The organism is Actinoplanes sp. NPDC004185, from assembly GCF_053603475.1.
Window position 1 is genome coordinate 123,570 of sequence record NZ_JBSGFR010000013.1, and the last position, 23,265, is coordinate 146,834.

Consider the following 23,265-nt stretch of genomic DNA (forward strand, 5'->3'; position numbering starts at 1 on the left):
CCCCTACCAGCTCGTCAGAAGCAGATGGTTGACCAGCACTGCCATCGCGGCCTGCACGATGAGCCAGCCCCGGCGGCTCCGCGGCGGCAGCAGCACAGCGCCCGCGGCGAACCAGACCGCGAAGGGCAGCCAGATCCGTTCCACCTCGGCCTTGCTGAGCCCTGAGACGTCAGCAGCCACAATGGCCACCAGGGCAGCGATCGGGAGCAGCCGCTCCGCGGTGACCGGCCGCGCCAGGACCGCACGCCGCAGGACAGGTGCCGCCGCCAGTCCGGCCGACGCCACCACCGCCGCGAGATTCGCCCAGACCCAGTAGCCGTACGAGCGCTGGCTCGCCACACCTTGGTAGTACCGCTCCACCACGAGCTGGTAGCCGTCCCACCACCAGAAACCGGATGCGGTGAAAGCGGCGATCACGACGCCACCGCCCAGCGCCGCGAGCACGAGCGGCCGCCACCGACGGGCGAGGAAGACGACAGCCAGCACGATCGGCGCCAGCAGCGTGAGTCCGTACGAGAGATAGAGCGCGAAGGCCAGCAGAACGCCACCGAAGAACGCGGCCACCGGGGCACGCCGGGTCAACCCCCGCGCCAGCAGCATCACTCCCACAGCGGCCACCCCGGCGAACAGACCGTCGGCGGAAGCGCCCACCCACACCGCCCCGGGAAACAGCACGGCGAACGGCACAGCGGCTCGGGCAGCTTCCGTGGCCTCCGAAGCGCTCCCACCGCCCAGCAGCCGAACCGTCTCGGGCACCGCCACAGCTGCCGCCGCACCGCCCACAATGCAGACCATGGCGGCCCATCCCCCGCCACCGAGACCGACGCGGTCCAGGCCGACGAAGACGAGAAGAGCGCCCGGCGGGTGCCCCGAGACATGGGTGGTCCAGGAATCCGGCTGGAAGTCGAGAATCCGAGCCGCGAATCCCCGCATCATCACCGGCACGTCGGTGACGCCAGGAACCTCGTGCAGATACTCCGGCTTTGTGGTGAGGCGACCCGCGAGCCCTCGCTGCCAGCCGTCCACGAGGGCCAGGCTGAGCGTCCAGACGACCGCTGTGCCGTATCCCGCCACGAGCAGGGACCGCCACGACAGACGGGTGGCCAACGCCTGCCCATGCCAGACGACAAGGCCCGCGATCAGCAACGCCAACGGCGTTCCGGGCCCGATGTGCGGCACCCAGTGGGCGTAGAACGGCGGTGAACTGGCCTGCACCGGATGACCCGCCAGATAGAGCAGCCCTCCTACCAGGGCCGCGACACCGATCAGCGCCAGGGCGACCAGAGCCGCCAGGATGTCCGCCCGTGACGAACCGGACAAGCGCGCTCGGGCCCGCGACGACCGGATCCGCTGCAGGGTTGTCACGCCCGCAGCTCCGCGGCTGCGAAGTCGGCCATCCCGGTCGGCAGGTCGATCTCGGCCGAGAAACCGAGCTCCTTGGCTGCCCGTTCCGGGGAGGCGACCACATGGCGGACGTCGCCGAGGCGGAACTCCCCGGTCACCACCGGTGCGGGACCGGCCATCACGTCGGACAGGGCCTGCGCCATGTCACCGACCGTCGCCGGGCGACCCGAAGCGATGTTGTAAGCCGAGAAGGCCGACGTCCCGGTCGCTTCGAGAGCCGCCACGTTGGCCCGGGCCACATCGGTCACGTGCACGAAGTCGCGACGCTGCCGGCCGTCCTCGAAGACCCGCGGTGGCCGGCCCGCCTCCAGCGCAGAGCGGAAGATCGCTGCCACTCCGCTGTAGGGAGTGTCGCGGGGCATCCCCGGCCCGTAGACGTTGTGGTAGCGCAAGGCGACCACTGAACCGCCGCTCTGCCGCGCCCAGGCCGCTGACAGGTGCTCCTGGGCGAGTTTGGTGGCCGCGTACACACTGCGGGGCTCGAGTCCGGCGTCCTCGCTGGTGGTGATCGAGATCAGCGGAGCGCGGCACACGGGGCACGGCGGTTCGAATCGGCCGGCCTCGAGATCCGTGGCGGTTCGGGCCGGTGGGCGCTGCGGGCCGTGGTCCGGGCACGCGTACGAGCCCTCGCCGTAGACGACCATCGAGCTGGCCAGCACGAGGCGACGCACTTCGGTGCGGGCCATCTCGGCGAGCAGCACGGCGGTGGCCAGGTCGTTGCTGCCGACGTAGTCCGGGAGGTCCGCCAGATCCACGCCCATGCCGACCATGGCAGCCTGATGAACGACGACCTCGACGCCCCGAAGCGCGGTGGCGACGGCATCGCGGTCACGGAGATCGGCGATCTGCACCGAGGCGCCGGCAACGGTCGCCGGCAGGGGCTCCCGGTGCGCCGCCGGGTGGCCGTTGTCCAGGATCGCCACGGAATGCCCGGCCGCGAGCAGCGCGGCAGTCACGTGGGTTCCGATGAAGCCGGCGCCGCCGGTCACAAGCACATGGGTCACGGCGGCCACGTTAGGCCTCGGCGGCGGGATGCGGGATGGATCGGCGGAGGCGTCAGCGGTTCGTAAGAACTGTCCTCGACGTCATTATCTTGTAAGGGTTTCCGCAGCTCCTTCCCCGCTAGCTTGCGGACATGACCGATGTGGTGCTGCCCTGCCTGAACGAGGCTCCCGCCCTGCCGTGGCTGCTCACGCGGCTGCCCCCGGGTTACCGGGCGATCGTCGCCGACAACGGCTCGACGGACGGTTCGGCGGATGTCGCACGCGCCCACGGTGCCGAGGTGGTGTCGGTCCCCGAGCCGGGTTACGGCGCCGCCGTGCACGCCGGACTCCTGGCCACGGATCCGGACGACGGTGTCGTCTGCATGCTGGACGCCGACGGCTCGTTCGATCCCGCCGACCTTCCCCGGCTGGCCGATCCCGTCCGCGCTGGTGCGGCGGAGCTGGTCGTCGGGCGACGCCGGCCGACGACCCGGAGCGCGTGGCCGGCGCATGCCCGGCTCGGCAATGCGGTGCTGTCGCAGCGTCTGCGCCGCACCACCGGGCTGCCCGTCCATGACATCGGGCCGATCCGGGCCGCGCGCAGGTCCGATCTGCTGGCGCTCGAGTTGCGTGACCGCCGCTTCGGTTACCCGCTCGAGCTGCTGATCGCGGCGGGCAAGGCCGGCTGGCGGGTCACCGAGATCGACGTCGCCTACCACCCGCGCACCGCCGGCACCCGGTCCAAGGTCACCGGGACGGTACGGGGCACCGCCCGCGCGATCCGCGACATGAGTGCGGTGCTGGCCCGATGACCCGGATCCTCGTGCTGGCGAAGACCCCCGTTCCCGGCCGGGTGAAGACGCGGCTCTGCCCACCCTGGACGCTCGAGCAGGCCGCCTCGGTGGCAGCAGCCGCGCTCGACGACACCCTCGAGACTGTGGGCGCGGGTGTGCTGGTGGTGGACGGGGACCACCCCGCACCGGCCGGCTGGGCGCGGATCGCCCAGCGTGGCGACCAGCTTCCGGCTCGGCTGGCCAACGCCTTCACTGACGCCGGAGCAGGTCCGGTGGTGCTGATCGGCATGGACACCCCGCAAGTGACGCGCGCCCTTCTCGCCCAGGCGGCGGCCCGGCTCGCCGACGCGGACGCCGTTCTGGGACAGGCCGAGGACGGCGGCTGGTGGGCGCTGGGGCTCCGCGATCCGGCCCATGCCGAAATGCTCCGCACCATTCCGACCTCGCTGGCGGACACGGGCGTACGCACCCTCCGGGCGCTGCAGGATGCAGGCCTGCGGGTGAGTTCCCTGCCGGTTCTCCGGGACGTCGACACGGTGGCGGATGCCCGTGCGGTCGCCGGCCTGTGCCCGCCCGACAGCCAGTTCAGGCGTGTCGTGAACGCTCTCGACGCGGAAGTGCCGGTATGACCACCACGACGGTCAGCAGCCTGGAAATCCTCGACGTCTACGAGGAGGCGCTGCGCCGGGCCGAAGCCGGCGAGAAGGCCGAGCTCGTCCTGCGGAGCCCGCACGGCGCCGAGCGGGTCATCGATGCCGCGGCCTGGTGCCGGGCCCGGATCCCGGGTGATTCCGGTCTGCTCCGGCGCTGTTCCGGTCCGACCCTCGACATCGGGTGTGGTCCGGGCCGGCTCATCAACGCCTTGAACCGCTGGGGTTGTCCCGCTCTCGGAGTCGACATCAGCGCGACCGCTGTTCGCATCGCTCGGGCGCGGGGAGCGACAGTGCTCCGGCGTGACGTTTTCGGGCAGTTGCCGGGGCACGGCCGCTGGCGGCATCTCCTGCTGGCCGACGGAAACATCGGCATCGGGGGCGATCCGGTGACTCTGTTGCGTCGGTGCCGTGAGCTGCTCGGCTCCGACGGGCGCCTGCACGCTGAGCTCGCGGCCGCGGGCACCCGAAGCTGGGCCGGCGCGGCGAGCATCCGCGCGGCGGGCGACCCGGCCGCGGCGACGTTCCGGTGGGCGGAGGTGGCGCCGGAGGACCTGGCTGATCTTGCTGAACTGTCGGCTCTGCGGGTGACCGAGACCTGGAAGGAGGCAGGGCGATGGTTCGCGACCCTCACCCCGGCATGACCACGTCGCCGGCCCGGCGCATCCAGCTGCCCAATCTGCTCCGACAGCCGCTCCCCCAACCTCCCGAGGCTTTGCGCCGCGGGCCGTTGGCGGAGGGTGCGTTTCCCTCGATCCTGAGGTCGACACGACTGACGAGTCAGCTCGGGATCGCCCTCGCGGTCGCCTTCGCCATCTGCTTCCTGACCGGGCTGAGCAGTCACTTCATTCAGCACCCACCGTCCTGGTTCTGGTGGCCGTCACGCCCAGCGGGCCTCTACAGATTCACCCAGGGGCTGCACGTCATCACCGGCCTGGCCTCGATCCCGCTGCTCGGAGTGAAGCTCTGGTCGGTCTACTCACGGCTCTTCGAATGGCCGCCGGCGCGGAGCATCGTGCACGCCATCGAGCGCGCAAGCATCGCGGTGCTGGTCGCGTCGGCCCTGTTCCAGCTGATCGGTGGCGTACTCAACATCGCCCGCTGGTACGGCCCCCTGCCGTTCTACTTCACGACCGGCCACTACTGGGTGGCGTGGCTGACCGTCGGCGCGCTCCTGGTGCACATCGGCGTCAAGCTTCCGGTGGTCCGCGAGGCGTTCGTCCGGCCCGCACCGGAAGAACCCGGTCGAGGGCTCAGCCGACGAGGCCTGCTCGGCACTGTCGGAGCCGCAGCCGGCGTGATCACTCTCGCTACGGCGGGACAGACCGTTACTCCGCTGGCGCCGGTCTCCGTGCTCGCACCGCGACGGTCCACCTTCGGGCCGCAGCACCTTCCGGTCAACAAGACCGCAGCCGGCGCTGGTGTGCGGGACAGGGCACTCGACCCGGCATATCGCCTGACCATCGCGGGTCCGACCGGAGAGGTCGCCCTCTCCTTGGACGGCCTCGCCGCGCTGGAACAGCACACCGTCGTGCTGCCGATCGCATGCGTCGAGGGCTGGAGCGCGACCGGCACCTGGACGGGCGTACGGCTCCGGGATCTGATCGCCCTGGCCGGCGGTGACCCGGAAACGGCGTCGGCCGAGGTGGAGTCACTGGAGCAAGGCGGGCGATATCGAACGGCGACCGTGGCGTCTCCGCACGTGCGGGACCACTGGACGTTGGTCGCGCTTCGCCTCAACGGCGCACCGCTGGAGCTGGACCACGGCTTTCCGGCGAGGCTCGTCGCACCGAACAGGCCCGGCGTGCTGCAGACCAAGTGGCTCGCCCGCATCACCGTTCAGGAGGCGTCGTGAGGGGCGCGCTGATCGCGGTGGGCGCGATCGTGATGGGATACGCGGTGCTGGGCGCGGCCACCGACCCGGACCTCAAGCCCGGCGGCGTCCTGCTCTTCCTGGCCGCAGTTCTCGTGGCGCACGATGCGGTGCTCCTGCCGGCCACGATCGCGGGAGGGGCGATCATCGGGCGCTTCGCTCCTCGCCGGTTCCTGCCCGGCATCCGGGCGGCAGCGATCATCAGCATCGCCGTCGGTGTCGTGGCGCTCCCGCTTGTGCTCGGCTACGGCCGCTCCGCTGACAACCCGTCGGTTCTACCCCTCGCCTACGGTCGCGGCCTGCTCATGGTCATCGCCGTGACCTGGGCTGCCGCGTTGGTGTCGGCCGGAGTGGTGCGCCACCGGGCCGGTCCAGCCCAGGGGGACCGCCCGACATCGTCGAAGCCAGCAGAAGTCGCTTCTGCTCCGGCGCACGATCGGCCGCACGGACCAGCGACAGTCCTGCGCGCGCCATCGCCCCAGCTGAGCGAAGACCCGCGACGGCCAGCCGCCGGTCCACGCTCATCACCGCCGGAAGCAGCCGAAGATCCGCAAGCGGCACCGCCTCAGCCGTCCGAAGGACAGCAGTGACTGACTCCCATCGTGACCAGCCGCGCCTCACGTCCGGCCGAACGAGGCCGGCACAGGGCCTCACAGCCGGCTCCCACTCCCGACCGACTCAACCGGCTCACCCTGCCCGGATCCGCCGAGAACCAGCACCCCGCGGCAACACCGTAAGAGGATTGCAAGGTCTCTCCGGCCCTCGCATGGGTAGCGTCGCAGCCGTGAGCCACCGCGTACTCGTCGTCGACGACGACCCGACTGTCAGCGACGTCGTCCGCCGCTATCTTGAGCAGGAAGGCTGCCAGGTCCGGCTCGTCAGCGACGGGCTCGCCGCCCTTGCCGCCGTGGCGTCCGAGATGCCCGACATCGTCGTCCTCGACCTCATGATGCCCGGGATCGACGGCTTGGAGGTCTGCCGGCGCCTGCGCCGCGACGCACCCGAGCTACCCGTCGTCATGCTCACCGCGCTGGGCGAGGAGTCGGATCGGGTGCTGGGACTCGAGGTCGGCGCCGACGACTACGTCACCAAGCCGTTCTCGCCGCGTGAGCTCGTGCTGCGGATCCGCTCGGTGCTGCGCCGGACGGTGGCACCTGTCGTCCCGCCCGCCTCGGCCGCTGTCGTCGACGGAGACCTCACCGCCGACACCGGGCGCCGGATCGCTCGCCTCGGTGGTGAAGTGCTTCCGCTGACCACCCGGGAGTTCGATCTGCTGGAGTTCCTGATGCGCCATCCGGCTCGGGCCTGGTCGCGGGCCGAGCTGCTCGACAAGGTGTGGGGCTGGCAGTTCGGCGACCACTCGACGGTGACGGTTCACGTGCGGCGACTGCGGGAGAAGATCGAGGCCGACCCGGCGTCCCCGCGGCGCATCCTTACCGCCTGGGGTGTCGGCTACCGCTACGAACGGGTGTCCGGCAATGTCTGATCTCATTCTCATCGGTCTCTACGCCCTCGCCGCCGGCGCTGTTGTCGGAGTGGTCGGCGAGATCGCGTTGCGACTGCTGCGGAAGCGGTCGATCATCCTGCATGTCTGCGTGCTGCTGACGATCACCGTCGCTTCCGTCGTGGCCGGTGTCGCCGCCGTGGCCCGGGCCATGTTTCTCTCGGCCCACGACCTTCAGGTCGTGCTGATCACCGTGGCAGCATCGGCCGCGGTCAGCCTCGGGGTCGGCGCCACCTTCGGCCGCCGGCTCGCCACGGCCTCGGTCTGGGCCGCTCAAGCCCGCGAGCGGGAACGCCAGCTGGAGGCCGGCCGGCGGGATCTGGTGGCCTGGGTGTCGCACGACCTCCGCACCCCGCTCGCCGGCCTGCGGGCGATGGCCGAGGCCCTCGAGGACAACGTCGTCGGCGACCCGGCGACCGTGGCCGAGTATCACCGGCGGATCCGCATCGAGACCGACCGGATGGCCTATCTCGTCGACGACCTGTTCGAGCTGTCGCGCATCAACGCCGGCGCACTGCGGCTCGCGCTGTCCAGCGTGCCGCTCGGTGACGTCGTCTCGGATGCCATCGCGACCACCGCGCCACTCGCGGCCATGCGAGGAGTGCGGATCCTTGCCCGCGAGTCCGGCTGGCCCGTGGTGACGGCCGGGGAGCCGGAGCTGAGCCGGGTCGTGGCCAATCTCCTGGTCAACTCCGTGCGGTACACCCCGCCGGACGGCACCGTTGTGGTCGACGCCGGGGCCGAGCGCGGCGAGGTCTGGCTGGCTGTTTCGGACACCTGCGGCGGCATCCCTGAGGCTGACCTGCCCAGGGTCTTTGACGTGGCGTTTCGCGGCGAGCGGTCCCGGACGCCGCGACCGCAGGATCACGGCCCGGGCAATGCCGCGGCCGGCGGTGGTCTCGGGTTGGCGATCGTCCGGGGGCTGGTGGAGGCGCACGGCGGACACGTCGGCGTACGCAACACCGTCGACGGCTGTCGGTTCGAAGTACGGATACCTGCGAGTAGCCTGGGCAGCCGGACCTAGACCGGGGGGAACAGGTGAGCCGGCTGCGTCGGCGCTGCGAGCGCCGCCTCGAGAACATTGCCATTCCGAATCCGTTCGATCTGGACATTTTCTGCGCTGCCATGGCTACTCATCGCGGACGCCCGCTCACTCTGCAACCGATGCCGGGGCTCAGCGCGGGAGCGCCGTGCGGGTTGTGGATCTCCGTGGAGAGCGCGGATTACGTGTTCTATGACCCGGAGACCTCGCAGCTGCACGCCGAGCACATCGTTTTGCATGAGTTGAGTCACATGCTCAGCGGCCACACCACGAGCGTCAACGCCGGACCGGGCGGCAAAAGCAGCAGCAGCGGGATCGGCCGGCTGGTTCCCGACCTCGACCCTCGGACCATCGAAACCATCCTCGGCCGCGTCAGCTACACCACGACCCAGGAGCGCGAGGCCGAGATGCTGGCGTCGTTGATCCGGGCCCGCTCAGCCTTCGGCGTGGCAACCGGTCGCCGATCCGGGGACACGCTCGGCCGAGTTGCCGATGTCCTGAAGTTCTCGTCTTGAACGGCGCCCTCACCGGCATCGTGCTCGTGCTGCTGTGGGGCACTGTCGTCGCTCGCCTGCCCGCCCTCTGGCGCGACGCCCAGCAACGAGCCATGTGGGCGACGCTGTTCTCCCTCGCCCTGGCCAAGACCGTGGCGACGCCCGGAGTGAACGCGACGGTCGGCGACTGGATCCCGCAGTCACAGGTCATCCCCCATGTCCTGGGTGTCCTCACCGCGTTCTTCCTGCTGCGATTCGTCTCCCTGATCACCGACTACGACGCGAAGCACCCGCGCGCGGCGCGCTATCAGCAGCTGCTGGCCGCCTCGGTGCTGGTCGCTCTCATCATCTTGATCAGCGCCACACCCGGTGGCATCAAGACCAAGGCCACCGAGCTTCTGGATGCGGCCATACCGCCGACGGCAGCGGCCTACTGGGTGGTGCTGAACGGATATCTGGGCGCAGTCCTCGCCATCACCACGGCATTGTTCTGGCGGACCAGCCGCTCGGCCCAAGCCGCCCTGCTGCGCAACGGGCTGCGCGCGATGGCCCTCGGCACCTTCCTCGTCGCCGTTTACGCAGTGCTGAAGACCGCGGCGATCGTCGCGCACAGCCTCGGCGTCCAAATGCCGATCGAACGAGCCGAGCCCGGGGCCAACGCCCTCCGCACGATCGGCACCATTATCTGTCTCATCGGTGTGACCGTGCCGGCGAGGGGCAAGCTGCGCTCCGTTCTCCGGGCTTACCGATCACTGTGGGCGCTGCGTCCACTGTGGCAAGTCATGCGAGAGACCTTTCCCGACGTCATCCTCTTCCCCCGGCGACGGGCGCTGCTCGAGTTGGCCGGGGTGGACGAGGTTCAGCTACGCCTCTACCGGCGGGTGATCGAGATCCGGGACGGCATGCTGACGCTGCGGGACTACCTGCCGGCGGGCGCGCTCGACGAGGCACGGAAATACGTCGGCGACCGTCCGGCGCTGGTCGAAGCATGCGGTATCGCCCTCGCCCTTCGACTGCGCCGGGACGGGACGCCCCCGATCGAGAACGGTGACCGCTGGGCGGACATCGGCGGGGAGATCGCCGACGAGGTGGCCTGGCTCAGCGCCGTGAGCGCCGCCTTCCGCCGCGACGAGCCAGCAGCCTTCGCCGCTCACCGGCCCGCACCCGCAGCCCCGTGAACCGAAACGCCAAGTCCGAAGACGCAAGTCGGCCGAGACCGGCGTCGAGGGTGGGTGCTCGAGAGGCCGGCTCGTGGAGAGCAGACGCTCAAGCGTCAGGCTTGCCGCGGTCCCGTTCCAGCTCCCACACCTTGCGAACCAGCTCGCCGATCGTGTCGCGGCTGCTCGGTGACACGTCAGCCGCACGCAGAGCGATCTCCTTCACCTTGGCGTCGCGCAGGGTGCCGAGCAGGGCCAGCTGACTGTCGATCTTCCGGGCCTCGTCGTCGTCCAGGAAGTAGGCGATCGGGACGCCGAAGTACGTCGCCAGGCCTTTCAGGTGCTGGACGGTCGGATTGGTGCGGCGTCCGGTGCGGAGCTGCCAGATGTACGTGTGCGAGATCTGGATGCCCTGCTGCGCCCGGATGGCCTCGGCCACCGCCATGTAGCTGGCCTCGCCCTGGCCCGCGGACCTGACCTGGGTGAAGAGGCGGTCCAGTTTTTCGGCGATGGAGAACTCGCTGGGCACCGCACTCCCCTCGTCGCCGGGCCAAGATGGGACATGCGGATCATACCGACGAAAACCGGTCGCAGCATCGACGCCCATGAGCAGCCGAGGCTGCACATCCCCCGATGTAGGGGCGTCGGTGAACGACCGTAAACTCAGATTGATGACGCTCGGCCGAGCCTAAACGATGCACCCCGCCCACTCAACCCGCCGGTATCCTTTTCACCGTGACGGACATTGTGGAGAGTCCAGAAGTATCGACATTGCTCGATGAGTTGACCCACCTGACCGGCCGCGAGGATCCGTACCCTCGTTATCAGCGACTCCGCGAGATCTCCCCCGTCGTGCGCGCCGACGACGGCGCGCTGGTTGTCACCCGGCACGCCGACTGCATCGCGGTCACCCGCGATCCACGGCTCGGGCACATGCCGTCGCACATGCTCGAGTTCGTCCGGGCCGACTGGGCCGACCACCCCGCGCTGCACCAGCTCTTCACCAGCATCCTGGCGATCAACCCGCCGGACCACACCCGGCTGCGCCGGCTGGTCAGTTCCTCCTTCACCGCCCGCCGGGTCCAGGCCCTGCAGCCGCGGATCACCGAGATGGTCGAGGATCTTCTGGTACGGATGAACGGCGACGTCGACTTCATCGATGCGTTCGCGTTCCCCCTGCCGGTCAACGTCATCGGTGAGCTGCTCGGCATCCCCGAGGAGGATCGCGCGCAGTTCCAAGGGCTGGTCCGGGACTGGACCCAGGTGCTCGAAGTGATCACGCCCGAGGTGCTGGCCACCGCGGACCCGGCGGCCGCCACCATCCGCGCCTATCTCGCCGGCCTGGCCGCCGAGCGCCGCCGCAAACCGGGTGACGACCTGATCAGTGCGCTGGTTGCAGCCGAGGAAGACGGCGAGAAGCTCACCGAGGACGAGCTGCTCACGATGGCGGCGCTGCTGTTCGCGGCCGGCTTCGAGACCACCACCAACCTGCTGGCCAACAGCGTCGTCGCCCTGCTGCGCAACCCCGACCAGCTCGACCTGCTGCGCGGGGAGCCCGGGCTGGCGGTGTCAGCGGTCGAGGAGCTGCTGCGCTTCGACACTCCGGTGCAGTTGCTGAGCCGGGTGGCCTGGGACGATGTCGAAATCGCGGGCGTGCCGGTGGCCGGCGGCGAACGGATCGTGGCCTACCTGGGAGCAGGCAACCGCGACCCGGAACGCTTCACCGACCCGGACCGGCTGGACCTTCGCCGCCCGGACAATGCTCCACTGTCCTTCGGCGGCGGCATCCACTACTGCCTCGGTGCGCCCCTGGCCCGGCTCGAAGCGCAGATCGCCATCCCGGCGTTGCTGGCCCGCTTCCCGCAGCTCGCCCTGGCCGGCGAACCCGGCCGTCGCGACAGCCTGGCGATCCGCGGCTACACCAACCTGCCGATCTCCGTCGGCTGAGCCCGTCACCGGCCGGCCAGGAAGCGCTGGGGGTTCAGCGGCAGGAAACGCCGGACGGTTCAAGCAACCGGCCATGGGATGGAATCAGCGACGGGTGCTCAGCACTCGCGGCGCAGCGAGGACCGGCGAGGCATGGCCCACCGGGCCGGGAGACCTCCTTGGGCCGGGACGGCTCGCCGGAGCGAAAGGCTCGCGGACCGGGACGACTCGCCGGACCAGGAAGGCTCGCGGACTGGGACGGCTCGCGGACTGGGACGGCTCGCGGACTGGGACGGCTCGCCGGACCGGGAAGGCTTGCGGACCGGGACGGCTCGCCGGACCGGGAAGGCTTGCGGACCGGGACGGCTCGCCGGACCGGGAAGGCTCGCGGACCGGGACGGCTCGCCGGACCGGGAAGGCTCGCGGACCGGGACGACTCGCCGGGCCCGCAAGTCGCGCAGGGCGGGGGCCGCGGAGACGCAGAGCGCCGGGAGACGCAGAGGACCAGGAGACGCAAAGGGCGGGGGACACAGAGGGCCGGGGCCGCAGAGGGCCGGGCCGCGCAGCCGCGGAGGGCGGGGGGCTGTGTAGCCGCGGAGGGCCAGAAGCCACACACGGCCGGAAAATAGGAGCGCCGCTGCGAATTCCACGGGGGAAGAACTCGCAACGGCGTCGTAGGAAAGAGTATCGACCGTGGCGGTTATTGTCCATCCGTACCGTCGATCATCGCCGAATGGCCGAATCTCCGATGGTCCACTCTCCGGTCAGCAGGGGCGGGTCGGCGGAAGCGGCGGCCCGCCGGGCCGTCGCGACGGTCGCAGCCTCCGGTCGGCGGACGCCGACCACCCGCCCGGCGCGGGCCCGTCCCGGCTCGGATGATCCCCGGCGCAGACAGGGCTGATCACCCGGCCGGCGATTACTCCGTGACGCCCACAGCCGGAGCCTCGGCACTCTCCGCAAGCAGCCGCTTACGCTTCTTCCCCGGCAGCCGGTCGACGTAGAGCAGCCCGTCCAGGTGATCCGTCTCGTGCTGCAGGCAGCGGGCCAACAACCCCGTCCCGTCGATGCGTACCGGCTTGCCGAACATGTCGACGCCTGTCACGTAGGCGGTCGCGGGCCGGCCGACGTCGGCGCGGACCCCCGGGACCGACAGACAGCCCTCGCTGTCCACCTCCAGGTCGCGCGCATCCGGCACGTGCAGGACCGGGTTGACGACGTGCGCCACGACGTTCGTCTCCGTCGCGTCGGGGCAGTCGACGACGAAGATCCGGGCGTCGACGCCGATCTGGTTCGCCGCCAGGCCCACCCCTTCCGCGGCGGCCATCGAGGCGAACATGTCGGCGATGAGCTGTTGCAGCTCCTCGTCGAACACGGTCACGTCGGCGCATCGCCGATGCAGGACGGGGTTCCCGTAGCGGGTGATGGGTCGTGGGGTTCCGGCACGCGTCTGCACAGCCCGATTTTATGCCGAGCACCGTGCTGGGGGACCGCCCGCGCCGGGGGTGGGGTACCAAAGGCGCGGGCGGTCCCGGTCAGACCGGCGGGGTGTCGCCGGCCGGCGGGTCAGCGGGCCGGTCGGCCGGACGGCTCTCGCGGCGCGCCGCCCGTCCGGCCGCGTCCGCCGCCGTGCTGGCCCACGCCCGGGCCTTGCCGGCCTGGGTGCCGGCCCAGTCGCCCAGGTCGGCCGCTCCGCCGGTCACCCGGCGGGCCAGCGTCACCAGCGGGTCCTGGGAGTTCTCGAACGACTCGCGGTAGTGGCTCGCTGCCGCCTTGACGTCGCCGGTCACCGAGGTGTTGCCGTCCGAGTCGCGGCGCGGGTAGTCGCCGCCGATGATGCGGCTGTACTCGCCGGAGTCGACCCAGCGGCGCAGTTCCGCCGCGCGGGCCACCGGGACCGGGTGGCTGCTCCACGCGGTCATGCTGATCTTGTGGATGCTGTCGCGCAGGTCGCCGCCGCCCTGGTACTCGGCCGCCTGCTCCAGGAACGCCGCCGTGTCGATCTGGGAGAGGTCACCGCCGCCGGCCAGTTTCATCAGCAGGCGGATCGACGCGGCCGGGTCCTGGCCGGCGAGCAGGCCCGCCCGGTCGGCCGACAGTTCCGCCTTGCGCCACCACTCGTACATGGCGGCGATGATGGCGCGCAGGGCGATCGCGCCGATCGGGAGCCAGCTGACGTTGGTCGCCCACTTGGTCAGAATCATCATGATCGTCTTGTAGACAGCGTGGCCGCTGCGTACGTGGCCGATCTCGTGACCCAACAGGGCCCGCAGCTCGTCGTCGTCCAGCTTCTCCACCGCGGCGGTCGTGATCACGATGAACGGCTTGTCCATGCCGATCGCCTGGCCGTGGATCATCGGTGACTGGCTGACGAACAGTTCCGGCAGCTCGGCCACGTCGAGGGTGGTCGCCGCCTCGGTGAACCGCTGGTACACGCGGGGGTACTGGCGGTGGTCGACCCGGATCGAGCCGGCCAGGTACTGCAGGCGGAAGCCGCGCTCGTTCCACATGCCGAAGAACGCCTTCACGACGTCGTCGAAGCCGCGCAGTTCACGCAGGGCGGTGAGGGCGCCGCGGTCGGCGGGGTGTTCCCACGCCCGGGAGCTGATATCGGTCAGCGTGACCCGTTGCCGGGCCGGCCGATTCTCGTCGTCGATCGTCATGGTGGTCCTTCCGCGCCTCGTCTGGAGATCCGAGATGAGCTTCGCCAATGCGGCCACCCGGGCGCATCGGCTCCGAGCGGGACTTCACCGTGCGTGAATCAGACTTTCGGCCGACCCGGGGTGCCCGCCGCTGAGGTGTTTTTGATGGACGGGGCCGCTTGTGACCCATTCCCGGCCAGCCCATTCTCAAGGAGGAGCACAGCGAGGAGCGCAGCATGAAGATCGCCGGAGCGCCCATCTCCTGGGGTGTCTGTGAGGTGCCGGGCTGGGGACATCAGCTGAGCCCGGAACGGGTCCTGCGGGAGATGCGCGAGGTGGGCCTGACCGCGACGGAGTTCGGTCCGGACGGCTTCCTGCCCTCCGACGAGCTCCTGCGGGAGCTGGGTCTGCGCGCCGTCGGCGGCTTCGTACCGGTGGTTTTGCACGATCCGGCGCATCAGCCGGTCCTGGACCTGGACCGGTTCGTGGCCGCCGGGGCGGACACCGTGGTGCTGGCCGCGGCCACCGGCCAGGAGGGTTACGACGCCCGGCCCGAACTGGACGCCGAGGGCTGGCAGCGGTTGCTCACCAATCTCGACAAGCTCGACGCCCAAGCCCGGGAGCGTGGTCTCACCGCGGTGCTGCACCCGCACGTCGGCACGATGGTCGAGCAGACCGCCGAGGTGCAGCGGGTCCTGGACGGCAGCGGCATCGGGCTCTGCCTGGACACCGGGCACCTGCTGATCGGCGGCACCGACCCGGTGGCGCTGGCCCGGTCGGCCGGCGACCGGATCGCCCACGTGCACGCCAAGGACGTCGACGACAGCATCGCCGGGCAGGTCCGGTCCGGCCGGCGCACCTACACCGACGCCGTGGACGCGGGCATGTACCGGCCGATCGGCGACGGGGACGTGGACTTCGCCGCGGTCGCGGCGGCGCTGCGGCGCCACGACTACGACGGCTGGTGGGTGCTCGAGCAGGACACGATCCTGCGGGCGGAGCCGGTGGGCGAGGGCCCGGTCGCCGACGTACGCCGCAGCGCCGACCGGCTACGCGCGATCCTCGGCTGAGGCGAAGCGGTATCTGGTCTGCGTGTATGGCCCCTTGCCGAAGGAAAGCACCTTCGTGGGCCGGACGCCGTAGACCAGGCCGTTGCGTCCGGCCGGGTCCCGGAAGGCGTCCTCGCCCACCTCGAAGTGCCAGTCCAGTTTGGACTTCCAGAGGGCCGCGAGCTCCCGCAGCCGGTCCGGCCCGGTGACGCGGACGGCGACGCCCTCGACCACCACGTCCAGGCCGCCGTGCAAAGCGCTGGTGCCGGTGGACAGCACGCAGGCCGGGTTGCGGGCCAGGTTCTTCGCCTTCTGCTCCTGGTCGCCGGTGCAGATGTGCAGCACACCGCGGTCCCAGATCGCCGGCAGCGGGGTGACGTGCGGGCGGCCGTCGGCCCGGACGGTCGACAGGAAGAACATCTCCGACGTCGTCAGCACCCGCTCGACGTCGGCCCAGGGCACCGCCGGGGCGCCCGGCTCGCTGAAGTCACCGTTGAATTCCACGGTCGGTGTGGTCATGGTTCCTCGTCTCGGGATAGTTCCTCGGCCCGGGTCAGCAGAGCCCGGCGCACGGGTCCGGCCGGGGCGGCCGCGGCGGCCTGTTCGAAGAGCGTCACGGCCCGGCCGGTGTCCCCGGCCCGGGCGGTCAGGTCGGCCTCCGCGGCGATGGCGTACGGGTACCCGTCCAGCACCCCACCGACCCCCGCCTCGGCCAGCAGCCGCAACCCGGCCGCCGGCTCGTACGCGTACCCGTGGGCCACCGCCCGGTTGAGTGCCACCACCGGTGTCGGCAGCAGCGAGAACAACTGGTCGTAGAGGCCGGCGACGGCCGGCCAGTCGGTCGGCGTCGTGGCGTGGCAGGCGGCGATGCGGGCCTGCAACGCGTACGGGCCGGTGGTCGCCGGCAGCAGCGCGAGCGCCTCGGCGATGGCGGCGTGGTCCCAGAGTGACCGGTCCTGCTGGTCCAGTGTGCGCAGGTTGCCGTCGTCGTCGCGGCGGGCGGCCCGCCGGGAGTGTTGGAGCAGGCACAACGCCAGCAGCCCGGTGATCTCCGGCTCCCCCGGCATCAGGTCGTGGAGCAGCCGGGTCAGCCGGATCGCCTCCTCGGCGAAGGCCGGCTCCCCGTCGGCGTCGTAGCCCCGGGTGAACAGCAGGTACAACACCGCCAGGACGCCGGGCAGCCGCTCGGCCAGCGCCGCCCCGGCCGGCACCCGGTACGGGATACCGGCCGTGGCGATCCTGGCCTTGGCCCGGGTCAGCCGCCGCGTCATGGTCGACTCGGTGACCAGGAAGGCGCTCGCGATGTCCGCGGTCGGCACCCCGGCGATGGTCCGCAGGGTCAGCGCGACCCGGGCCTCCAACGCCAGCGCGGGATGGCAACAGGTGAAGATCAGCCGCAGCCGGTCGTCCACGACTTCCTCCCCCTGCTGGTCCTCGCGCTCGACGGGCTCGGTCAGCACAGCCAGTTCCTGGAGCTTGCGGCGTTCGACGGTCGCGCGCCGCAGCACGTCCAGCGCACGGTTGCGCGCGACCGTCATCAGCCAGCCACCCGGGTTCGCCGGCACCCCGTCCTGCGGCCAGCGTTCGAGGGCCGTCGTCAACGCCTCCTGGGCGCAGTCCTCGGCCAGGGTCCAGTCACCGGTCACCCGGATCAGGGCGGCGACGATCCGCGGATACGAGTCCGCGCCCGCCGCGGCGACCGCCTGCCCGGGGTCCGGCATCAGTTGTCCAGATCCACGAACGGCCGCAGCTCCAGCCGGCCGCCGTAGGCCATCGGGTGCTTGCGGGCCACCTCGATCGCCTCGTCCAGGTCGGCGCACTCCAGGATGTCGAAGCCCACGATGACCTCCTTGGTCTCGGCGAACGGGCCGTCGGAGACGAGCAGGTCGCCGCCGCGTACCCGGACCGTCGTGGCCGCCGCGGGCGAGCCGAGCACGCTGCCCTCCACCCGCCGGCCGGCGGCGTCGTTCTCGGCCACCCAGGTCTCGATGTCGGGCACCAGCGTCTCGTCGGTCTCCGGCTCGGTGTCGGTGCAGACGAACATCATGAACTTCATCTCGGGGCTCTCCTCTTTTTCGTGATCTCACCACGGTGACGAACGGGCACCGCGGTTCCGGACAGCCGGACGAGAAACTTCAGAATTCCGCGGGCGGGGCGTTGTGCGGCGTGATCACCTGGATCGCCGACGGGTTCGAGCGCACCGGTCCGGGCAGCGCGCCCTGCGCCTGCATCACCACCTGGCAGGCCCGGCGCAGGTCCTGGCGCAGGTCGTGGTGCAGCACGGCGGAGAGCCGGCGCTCGCGCAGCAACGCGGTGTTCTCCCCGTCGAGGTCGTGCGCGACGAACACGTCGTAGGAACGCCGCTGCCGGTCGAATGCGTCGACCACCGCGGCGTTGCCGCCGGCACCGGCATAGAGCGAATAAACCGCGCGGACCGCCGGGTGTGCGGCGAGGACCTCCCGGGTGCCGATGTGTACGGCGTCAGCCCGGTCCTCCTCGTCCACGACCTCCAGCAGCCGGCGCCCCGCGTTGCGCGCGCGCATCTCGGCCCGGAACCCCATCTCGCGCTCGTCCTCTCCCCGGAACGAACCGTGCCCGCGCACCACCAGCACGTCCCCGGCCCGGTCCGCGAGCCACTGCTGCACCAGATAAGCAGCCGTGGCACCGGCCGCGCGGTTGTCGATGCCCACGTACGCGGCCCGGGCGCTCGTCGGCAGGTCCGTGACCAGGGTCACGACCGGCGTGCCGCGCCCGGTCAGCCGGGTCACCGCGGTCACCACCTCGGGCACGTCCGGGGCCTTGAGGATGACGCCGTGCGAGCCCTTGCGGATCACCCGGTCGAGCACGCCGACGAGGTCGCCGACCGCCGGGCTGTCCAGGAAGTGGAAACGGGACCGGATGACGGCGGGGCGCAGCGCGGGCAGCTCGGCCTCGAGGGCGGCGCGTACGGCGGTGCAGAACCGCTGCGGGGCCTGCACGACGACGTCGACCATGAACGTGCGGCCGCCGAGGCGCAGCTGCGACTGCTGCCGGTCCAGGTCGGCGATGGCCTGTTCGACCTCGCGGACCGTGCTCGCCCGGACCCCGCCCCGGGCGTGCAGCACCCGGTCGACCGTGGCCGGGCTCAACCCGGACTGGGCGGCGATCTCCCGGATCCGGTACGGGTGCTTCACCCGTACACGATGAGGGTTTATTGAGGGGTTCTCAAGGGCTTCTGAGGTGGTCGGCGGGCCTAGCCTGCCGATATGACTACCTGGTTCGCGGCGGCCGACTGCCGCCTCGCCGACTTCCGGGCCCTGATCGAGCAGGCGACCGACCCGGCCGACTACCCGCACGCCGCCCAGGTGCGGCAGAACGTGCTGATCTACGAGCCGGACGTTGCCGCCGCCGACCGCCGTGGGGTGCAGTCCGAGCTGGCCCGCGCGCTGCTCGACGGCCCCGGCATCGTGGTCATCCGGGGCGCGTTCGACCCGGCCGTGGTGGACCGCGCCACCGCAGTCTTCACCGCGATGATCGAGGAGCAGAAAGCGGCCGGGGTGGTCGGCGGCGACCACTTCGCCAAACCGGGCGCCAACGATCGCGTCTGGGGCGCGCTGGACAAGTTCGCCCTGCGGGATCCGGCGGCGTTCGCCGACTACTACGCCAACGACACCCTCGCGCTGGTCTCCTCGGCCTGGCTGGGCCGCGGCTACCAGGTCACCTCCCAGATCAACGTGGTGAACCCGGGTGGGCGGGCCCAGGTGGCGCACCGCGACTACCACCTCGGCTTCATGAGCCGGGAGCAGGCCGAGAGCTATCCGGCGCACATCCATCAGCTCTCCCCCGCGCTGACCTTGCAGGGTGCGGTCGCCCACGTCGACATGCCGGTGGAGACCGGCCCGACGCTGTACCTGCCGCACTCGCAGAAGTACCCGGCCGGCTATCTCGCCTTCCACCTGGCCGAGTTCACCGCCTACTTCGAGGCCAACCACGTGCAGCTGCCGCTGGAGAAGGGCGACGCGGTGTTCTTCAACCCGGCGCTGTTCCACGGCGCGGGCACCAATCGCAGCGCGGACGTCCACCGGATGGCCAACCTGCTGCAGGTGTCCTCGGCGTTCGGCCGGGCCATGGAGACCGTGGACCGGACCGCCATGTGCCGGGCGCTCTACCCGGTGCTGCGCGGCTTCAATGGGAACGTGGCCAACGTGGTCGCGGCGGCGGCCGAGGGCTACGCGTTCCCCACGAACCTGGACCGTGACCAGCCGATCGGCGGTCTGGCCCCGCCGACCCAGGCAGACCTGCTGCACCGGGCCCTGACCGAACAGTGGGACACGCCACAATTTACTCAGGCCCTGCTTGACCAGCAGGAACGCCGAGCCTGAGGTTTCGGTCGTAGCAGCGATCTTGGAGCTTGGCCGCTATGGTGGAACGTGCGCCGAAAGCGGCGCGAGCCCCGGGTCGAGAGGCGCTGCGACGGAGTCCACGGACATCCGCCACGCTCGGCCCCTCGGGTCACAGACGCAAGGGCGCCTCCCGATGAGGGGGGTGCCCTTCTTCATGAACAATCGTCTCCAGCAGCGCAACGGCCTCGACTTCGCCGTTGCCGACCTGTCGCTGGCCGCCTTCGGCCGCCACCAGATGCGTCTGGCCGAGCACGAGATGCCGGGCCTGATGTCGATCCGCGCCGAGTACGCCGACACCAAGCCGCTGCGCGGCGCGCGCATCGCCGGCTCGCTGCACATGACCATCCAGACGGCCGTGCTGATCGAGACCCTCGTGGCTCTCGGCGCCGACGTCCGCTGGGTCTCCTGCAACATCTTCTCGACCCAGGACGAGGCTGCCGCGGCCGTCGTCGTGGGCCCCGAGGGCACCGTCGAGGCGCCCACCGGTACCCCCGTCTTCGCCTGGAAGGGCGAGACGCTGGAGGAGTACTGGTGGTGCACCGAGCAGCTGTTCACCTTCGGTGACGGCCTCGGCCCCAACATGATCCTCGACGACGGCGGCGACGCCACCCTGCTCGTGCACAAGGGCCGGGAGTTCGAGCTGGCCGGCGCGGTCCCGGCGACCACCGCCGAGGACTCCCACGAATACACGATCATCCTCGACACCCTGCGCCGCAGCCTGGCGTCGGACTCCCAGCGGTTCACCAAGATCGCCGCCGGGATCAAGGGCGTCACCGAGGAGACCACCACCGGCGTCGCCCGGCTCTACAAGTTCGCCAAGACCGGCGAGCTGCTCTTCCCGGCGATCAACGTCAACGACTCGGTCACCAAGAGCAAGTTCGACAACAAGTACGGCATCCGGCACTCGCTGGTCGACGGCCTGAACCGGGCCACCGACGTCATGCTGGGCGGCAAGCTCGCCGTGGTGTGCGGCTACGGCGACGTCGGCAAGGGCTCGGCCGAGACGCTGCGGGGCCAGGGTGCCCGCGTCGTCGTCACCGAGATCGACCCGATCTGCGCGCTGCAGGCGGCGATGGACGGCATGCAGGTCGCCCGGATCGAGGACGTCGTCGCCGAGGCGGACATCTTCATCACCACCACCGGTGGCCAGGACATCATCACGCCCGAGCACATGGCGCAGATGAAGCACAACGCGATCGTCGGCAACGTCGGTCACTTCGACGACGAGATCGACATGGCCGGCCTGGCCAAGGTCCCGGGCATCGAGAAGGTCGAGATCAAGCCGCAGGTCCACGAGTGGCGCTTCCCGGACGGCCACGCGGTGATCGTGCTGTCCGAGGGCCGCCTGATGAACCTGGGCAACGCCACCGGGCACCCGAGCTTCGTGATGTCGAACTCCTTCACCAACCAGGTGATGGCCCAGATCGAGCTCTGGACCAAGCCGGAGGCGTACGACAAACAGGTCTACGTGCTGCCCAAGCACCTGGACGAGAAGGTCGCGCGGCTGCACCTGGACGCGCTCGGCGTCCGGCTCACCACGCTGACCAAGAAGCAGGCGGAATACCTCGGCATCGACGTCGAGGGCCCGTACAAGCCGGACCACTACCGGTACTGATCGATCGACGGTCCGGGTCTCGCCGCTCGCCGGGAGACCCGGGCCACCGTCGATCATGAGCGCGCGATCGGCCGCCGTCCGGGAGAATGTGCCGGGTGAAAGTCGAGACGACGTTGCTGTTCATCCTGGCCGGTGTCGCCGTGGTGGTGGCGATGCGGTGGGTCGCCGGCAAGACCGGTCTGCCCGCCGCCGCCCTGCTGACGGTCATCGGCATTGTCTACGCCGTCCTGCCCGGCCCCAACATCGAGCTGGACCCCCATCTGGTCCTGACGCTCATCCTGCCGCCGCTGCTCTACAGCGCGGCGCTGGACTCCTCGCTGGTCGACATCCGGCGCAACCTGCGCACAGTGATCAGCCTCTCCGTCGTGCTGGTGCTGCTCACCGCCCTGCTCATCGGCTACGGCTTCAGCCTGTTCGTGGCGGGCGCCACGCTCGCCGCCGGCGTCGCCGTGGGCGCCGCGGTGGCGCCGCCCGATCCCGTGGCCGCACTCGCGATCGGCAAGCGGATCGGCCTGCCCCGCAACATCGTCACCCTGATCCAGGGTGAGGGCCTGCTCAACGACGCCACCGCGCTGACCCTGCTCAGCGTCGCGCTGGCCGCCGCCTCCAACGGCAGCTTCTCCATCACCTCGGCCGTGGGCGAGTTCGTCATCATGGCGGTCGGCGGAGTGATCGCCGGCATGGTCGTCGCCTACACCGTCCGGGCCGCCCGGCGGCTCATGCAGGACCCGCTGATCGCCAACGCCATCTCGCTCGGCACGCCGTTCGTGGCGTACCTGCTGGCCGAGCGGGTGCACGTCTCCGGGGTGCTGGCCGTGGTGGTGGCCGGACTGATCGTCGGGCACGACATGCCCAGGATGAGCTCGGGCGCCAGCCGCTTGCAGGTGAGCGCGGTCTGGCGGCTGGTCGACTTCCTGCTGGAGGGGCTGGTCTTCCTGATGATCGGTCAGCAGATGCCGGCCGTGGTCCGGGGCCTGTCGCAGTACGAGACCTCCACGATCGTCATCGCGGTGTCCATCTCGGTCGGCGTGGTGCTGCTGTTGCGCCCGCTGTTCCTGGTGCTGACCCAGATGCTGCCGATCTCGCTGCACACCCGGCTCGGCGGCACCAGCGACGAGACCGAGCAGCGCGGCCGGGACCGGGAACGCGGGCTCAACGGCAAGGAGATCACGGCGCTGAGCTGGGCCGGCACCCGCGGGGTCATCACCCTGGCGGCCATCTTCACCGTGCCGCTGACCACCAAGAGCGGCGCGCCGTTCCCGGACCGGGACCTGCTGCTGTTCTGCGCGTTCGTCGTGGTGCTGGTGACGCTGGTCGGCCAGGGCGTCACGTTCGCCCCGCTGGTGCGGATGCTCGGGCTGCGGGCCAACGAGGCCGACAAGGTGCGGCTGCGCAACGAGGCCCGCTCGGCGTCGGTGCAGGCGGCCCTGGACCGGCTCGACGAGATCGACCACGAGAAGCACGACGACATCGAGGACCACGCCATCGAGACGGTGCGCAAGCAGCTCGGCCTGCGGATGGAGCGCTACCGCCGCCGGCTGGACCTGCTCGACCAGTCCGACTCGGACGAGGTGCCGGTGTCCCCGCAGTACGAGGCCGGGCTCCGGGTGCGCCGGGCGGTGATCGACGCCCAGAGGGAGGAGCTGCTGCGCTGGCGGGACGCTGACCGCCTCTCCGACGAAGGTCTGCGGGTGCTGGAACGCGAGCTCGACTTCGAGGAACGCCTGCTCCCCGACCGGCCCCGCTGACCGTG

At 70.7% G+C, this 23,265-nt stretch carries 23 protein-coding genes; 14 read left to right on the plus strand and 9 right to left on the minus strand.

The window, feature by feature from the left end; genetic code table 11:
* Positions 1–3: 3 nt before the first annotated feature.
* Positions 4–1,356 (minus strand): hypothetical protein, encoded by a 1,353-nt coding sequence (locus ACWEOZ_RS15910; protein WP_451911476.1) that lies wholly within the window; start codon positions 1,354–1,356, stop codon positions 4–6.
* Positions 1,357–1,361: 5 nt separating this feature from the next.
* A complete protein-coding gene (locus tag ACWEOZ_RS15915; RefSeq protein ID WP_451911412.1) occupies positions 1,362–2,408 on the minus strand; it encodes an NAD-dependent epimerase/dehydratase family protein in 1,047 nt (348 codons plus the stop codon).
* A 131-nt stretch (positions 2,409–2,539) separates the two neighbouring features.
* Here ACWEOZ_RS15915 and ACWEOZ_RS15920 point away from each other — a divergent pair, with 131 nt between their 5' ends.
* The 9 genes from ACWEOZ_RS15920 to ACWEOZ_RS15960 all read left to right on the plus strand — a co-directional run bounded on the left by ACWEOZ_RS15920 (position 2,540) and on the right by ACWEOZ_RS15960 (position 9,922).
* Positions 2,540–3,199 (plus strand): glycosyltransferase family 2 protein, encoded by a 660-nt coding sequence (locus ACWEOZ_RS15920; RefSeq protein ID WP_451911413.1) that lies wholly within the window; start codon positions 2,540–2,542, stop codon positions 3,197–3,199.
* Positions 3,196–3,810, plus strand: a complete 615-nt coding sequence (locus ACWEOZ_RS15925) for a TIGR04282 family arsenosugar biosynthesis glycosyltransferase (protein ID WP_451911414.1) — start codon at positions 3,196–3,198, stop codon at positions 3,808–3,810. Before ACWEOZ_RS15920 ends, ACWEOZ_RS15925 begins: the two co-directional genes overlap by 4 nt.
* The gene (locus ACWEOZ_RS15930; protein WP_451911415.1) at positions 3,807–4,475 is read left to right on the plus strand and encodes a methyltransferase domain-containing protein; all 669 of its coding nucleotides are present in this window, start codon (positions 3,807–3,809) and stop codon (positions 4,473–4,475) included. The genes ACWEOZ_RS15925 and ACWEOZ_RS15930 overlap by 4 nt, the downstream gene beginning before the upstream one ends.
* Entirely contained in the window at positions 4,448–5,686 is a 1,239-nt protein-coding gene (locus tag ACWEOZ_RS15935) for a molybdopterin-dependent oxidoreductase (protein WP_451911416.1), read from the plus strand. The genes ACWEOZ_RS15930 and ACWEOZ_RS15935 overlap by 28 nt, the downstream gene beginning before the upstream one ends.
* A 17-nt stretch (positions 5,687–5,703) precedes the next feature.
* Positions 5,704–6,294, plus strand: a complete 591-nt coding sequence (locus ACWEOZ_RS15940) for a hypothetical protein (RefSeq protein WP_451911417.1) — start codon at positions 5,704–5,706, stop codon at positions 6,292–6,294.
* Positions 6,295–6,470: 176 nt separating this feature from the next.
* A complete protein-coding gene (locus ACWEOZ_RS15945; RefSeq protein ID WP_451911418.1) occupies positions 6,471–7,190 on the plus strand; it encodes a response regulator transcription factor in 720 nt (239 codons plus the stop codon).
* Positions 7,183–8,232, plus strand: a complete 1,050-nt coding sequence (locus ACWEOZ_RS15950; protein ID WP_451911419.1) for a sensor histidine kinase — start codon at positions 7,183–7,185, stop codon at positions 8,230–8,232. The genes ACWEOZ_RS15945 and ACWEOZ_RS15950 overlap by 8 nt, the downstream gene beginning before the upstream one ends.
* Positions 8,233–8,246: 14 nt before the next feature.
* A complete protein-coding gene (locus tag ACWEOZ_RS15955; RefSeq protein ID WP_451911420.1) occupies positions 8,247–8,765 on the plus strand; it encodes a hypothetical protein in 519 nt (172 codons plus the stop codon).
* Between the two features lie 20 nt (positions 8,766–8,785).
* Positions 8,786–9,922, plus strand: coding sequence for an MAB_1171c family putative transporter (locus tag ACWEOZ_RS15960; protein WP_451911421.1), 1,137 nt, complete (start codon positions 8,786–8,788; stop codon positions 9,920–9,922).
* 88 nt (positions 9,923–10,010) lie between these two features.
* On the opposite strand, the gene ACWEOZ_RS15965 is transcribed toward ACWEOZ_RS15960, so the two are convergent.
* Positions 10,011–10,430, minus strand: coding sequence for a helix-turn-helix domain-containing protein (locus tag ACWEOZ_RS15965; protein ID WP_451911422.1), 420 nt, complete (start codon positions 10,428–10,430; stop codon positions 10,011–10,013).
* Positions 10,431–10,645: 215 nt separating this feature from the next.
* On the opposite strand from ACWEOZ_RS15965, the gene ACWEOZ_RS15970 reads away from it, so the two are divergent.
* Positions 10,646–11,848 carry a cytochrome P450 gene (locus ACWEOZ_RS15970; RefSeq protein WP_451911477.1) on the plus strand — a complete coding sequence of 401 codons (1,203 nt, stop codon included), beginning with the start codon at positions 10,646–10,648 and terminating at the stop codon, positions 11,846–11,848.
* Positions 11,849–12,743: 895 nt separating this feature from the next.
* On the opposite strand, the gene def is transcribed toward ACWEOZ_RS15970, so the two are convergent.
* Together def and ACWEOZ_RS15980 are read right to left on the minus strand one after the other, a co-directional pair.
* Entirely contained in the window at positions 12,744–13,280 is a 537-nt protein-coding gene (gene def / locus ACWEOZ_RS15975) for a peptide deformylase (protein WP_451911423.1), read from the minus strand.
* 79 nt (positions 13,281–13,359) lie between these two features.
* Positions 13,360–14,487 carry a M48 family metallopeptidase gene (locus ACWEOZ_RS15980; protein WP_451911424.1) on the minus strand — a complete coding sequence of 376 codons (1,128 nt, stop codon included), beginning with the start codon at positions 14,485–14,487 and terminating at the stop codon, positions 13,360–13,362.
* Positions 14,488–14,702: 215 nt separating this feature from the next.
* On the opposite strand from ACWEOZ_RS15980, the gene ACWEOZ_RS15985 reads away from it, so the two are divergent.
* Complete coding sequence (locus tag ACWEOZ_RS15985) at positions 14,703–15,536, plus strand: TIM barrel protein (protein WP_451911425.1); 834 nt, start codon at positions 14,703–14,705, stop codon at positions 15,534–15,536.
* On the opposite strand, the gene ACWEOZ_RS15990 is transcribed toward ACWEOZ_RS15985, so the two are convergent.
* From ACWEOZ_RS15990 to ACWEOZ_RS16005, 4 genes are all read right to left on the minus strand, one after another.
* The gene (locus tag ACWEOZ_RS15990) at positions 15,516–16,034 is read right to left on the minus strand and encodes a pyridoxamine 5'-phosphate oxidase family protein (protein ID WP_451911426.1); all 519 of its coding nucleotides are present in this window, start codon (positions 16,032–16,034) and stop codon (positions 15,516–15,518) included. The two genes, ACWEOZ_RS15985 and ACWEOZ_RS15990, sit on opposite strands and share 21 nt — an antisense overlap.
* A complete protein-coding gene (locus ACWEOZ_RS15995) occupies positions 16,031–17,236 on the minus strand; it encodes an RNA polymerase sigma factor (protein ID WP_451911427.1) in 1,206 nt (401 codons plus the stop codon). The genes ACWEOZ_RS15990 and ACWEOZ_RS15995 overlap by 4 nt, the downstream gene beginning before the upstream one ends.
* Positions 17,236–17,571, minus strand: coding sequence for a YciI family protein (locus tag ACWEOZ_RS16000; RefSeq protein ID WP_451911428.1), 336 nt, complete (start codon positions 17,569–17,571; stop codon positions 17,236–17,238). The genes ACWEOZ_RS15995 and ACWEOZ_RS16000 overlap by 1 nt, the downstream gene beginning before the upstream one ends.
* A 79-nt stretch (positions 17,572–17,650) precedes the next feature.
* The gene (locus tag ACWEOZ_RS16005) at positions 17,651–18,688 is read right to left on the minus strand and encodes a LacI family DNA-binding transcriptional regulator (protein ID WP_451911429.1); all 1,038 of its coding nucleotides are present in this window, start codon (positions 18,686–18,688) and stop codon (positions 17,651–17,653) included.
* Positions 18,689–18,760: 72 nt separating this feature from the next.
* Between ACWEOZ_RS16005 and ACWEOZ_RS16010 the strand changes: the two genes are divergently transcribed.
* The 3 genes from ACWEOZ_RS16010 to ACWEOZ_RS16020 all read left to right on the plus strand — a co-directional run bounded on the left by ACWEOZ_RS16010 (position 18,761) and on the right by ACWEOZ_RS16020 (position 23,260).
* Positions 18,761–19,876 carry a phytanoyl-CoA dioxygenase family protein gene (locus tag ACWEOZ_RS16010; protein WP_451911430.1) on the plus strand — a complete coding sequence of 372 codons (1,116 nt, stop codon included), beginning with the start codon at positions 18,761–18,763 and terminating at the stop codon, positions 19,874–19,876.
* A 175-nt stretch (positions 19,877–20,051) separates the two neighbouring features.
* A complete protein-coding gene (gene ahcY, locus ACWEOZ_RS16015) occupies positions 20,052–21,512 on the plus strand; it encodes an adenosylhomocysteinase (RefSeq protein WP_451911431.1) in 1,461 nt (486 codons plus the stop codon).
* A gap of 86 nt (positions 21,513–21,598) precedes the next feature.
* On the plus strand, positions 21,599–23,260 hold the full coding sequence (locus ACWEOZ_RS16020) for a Na+/H+ antiporter (protein ID WP_451911432.1): 1,662 nt from the start codon (positions 21,599–21,601) through the stop codon (positions 23,258–23,260).
* Positions 23,261–23,265 lie beyond the last annotated feature (5 nt).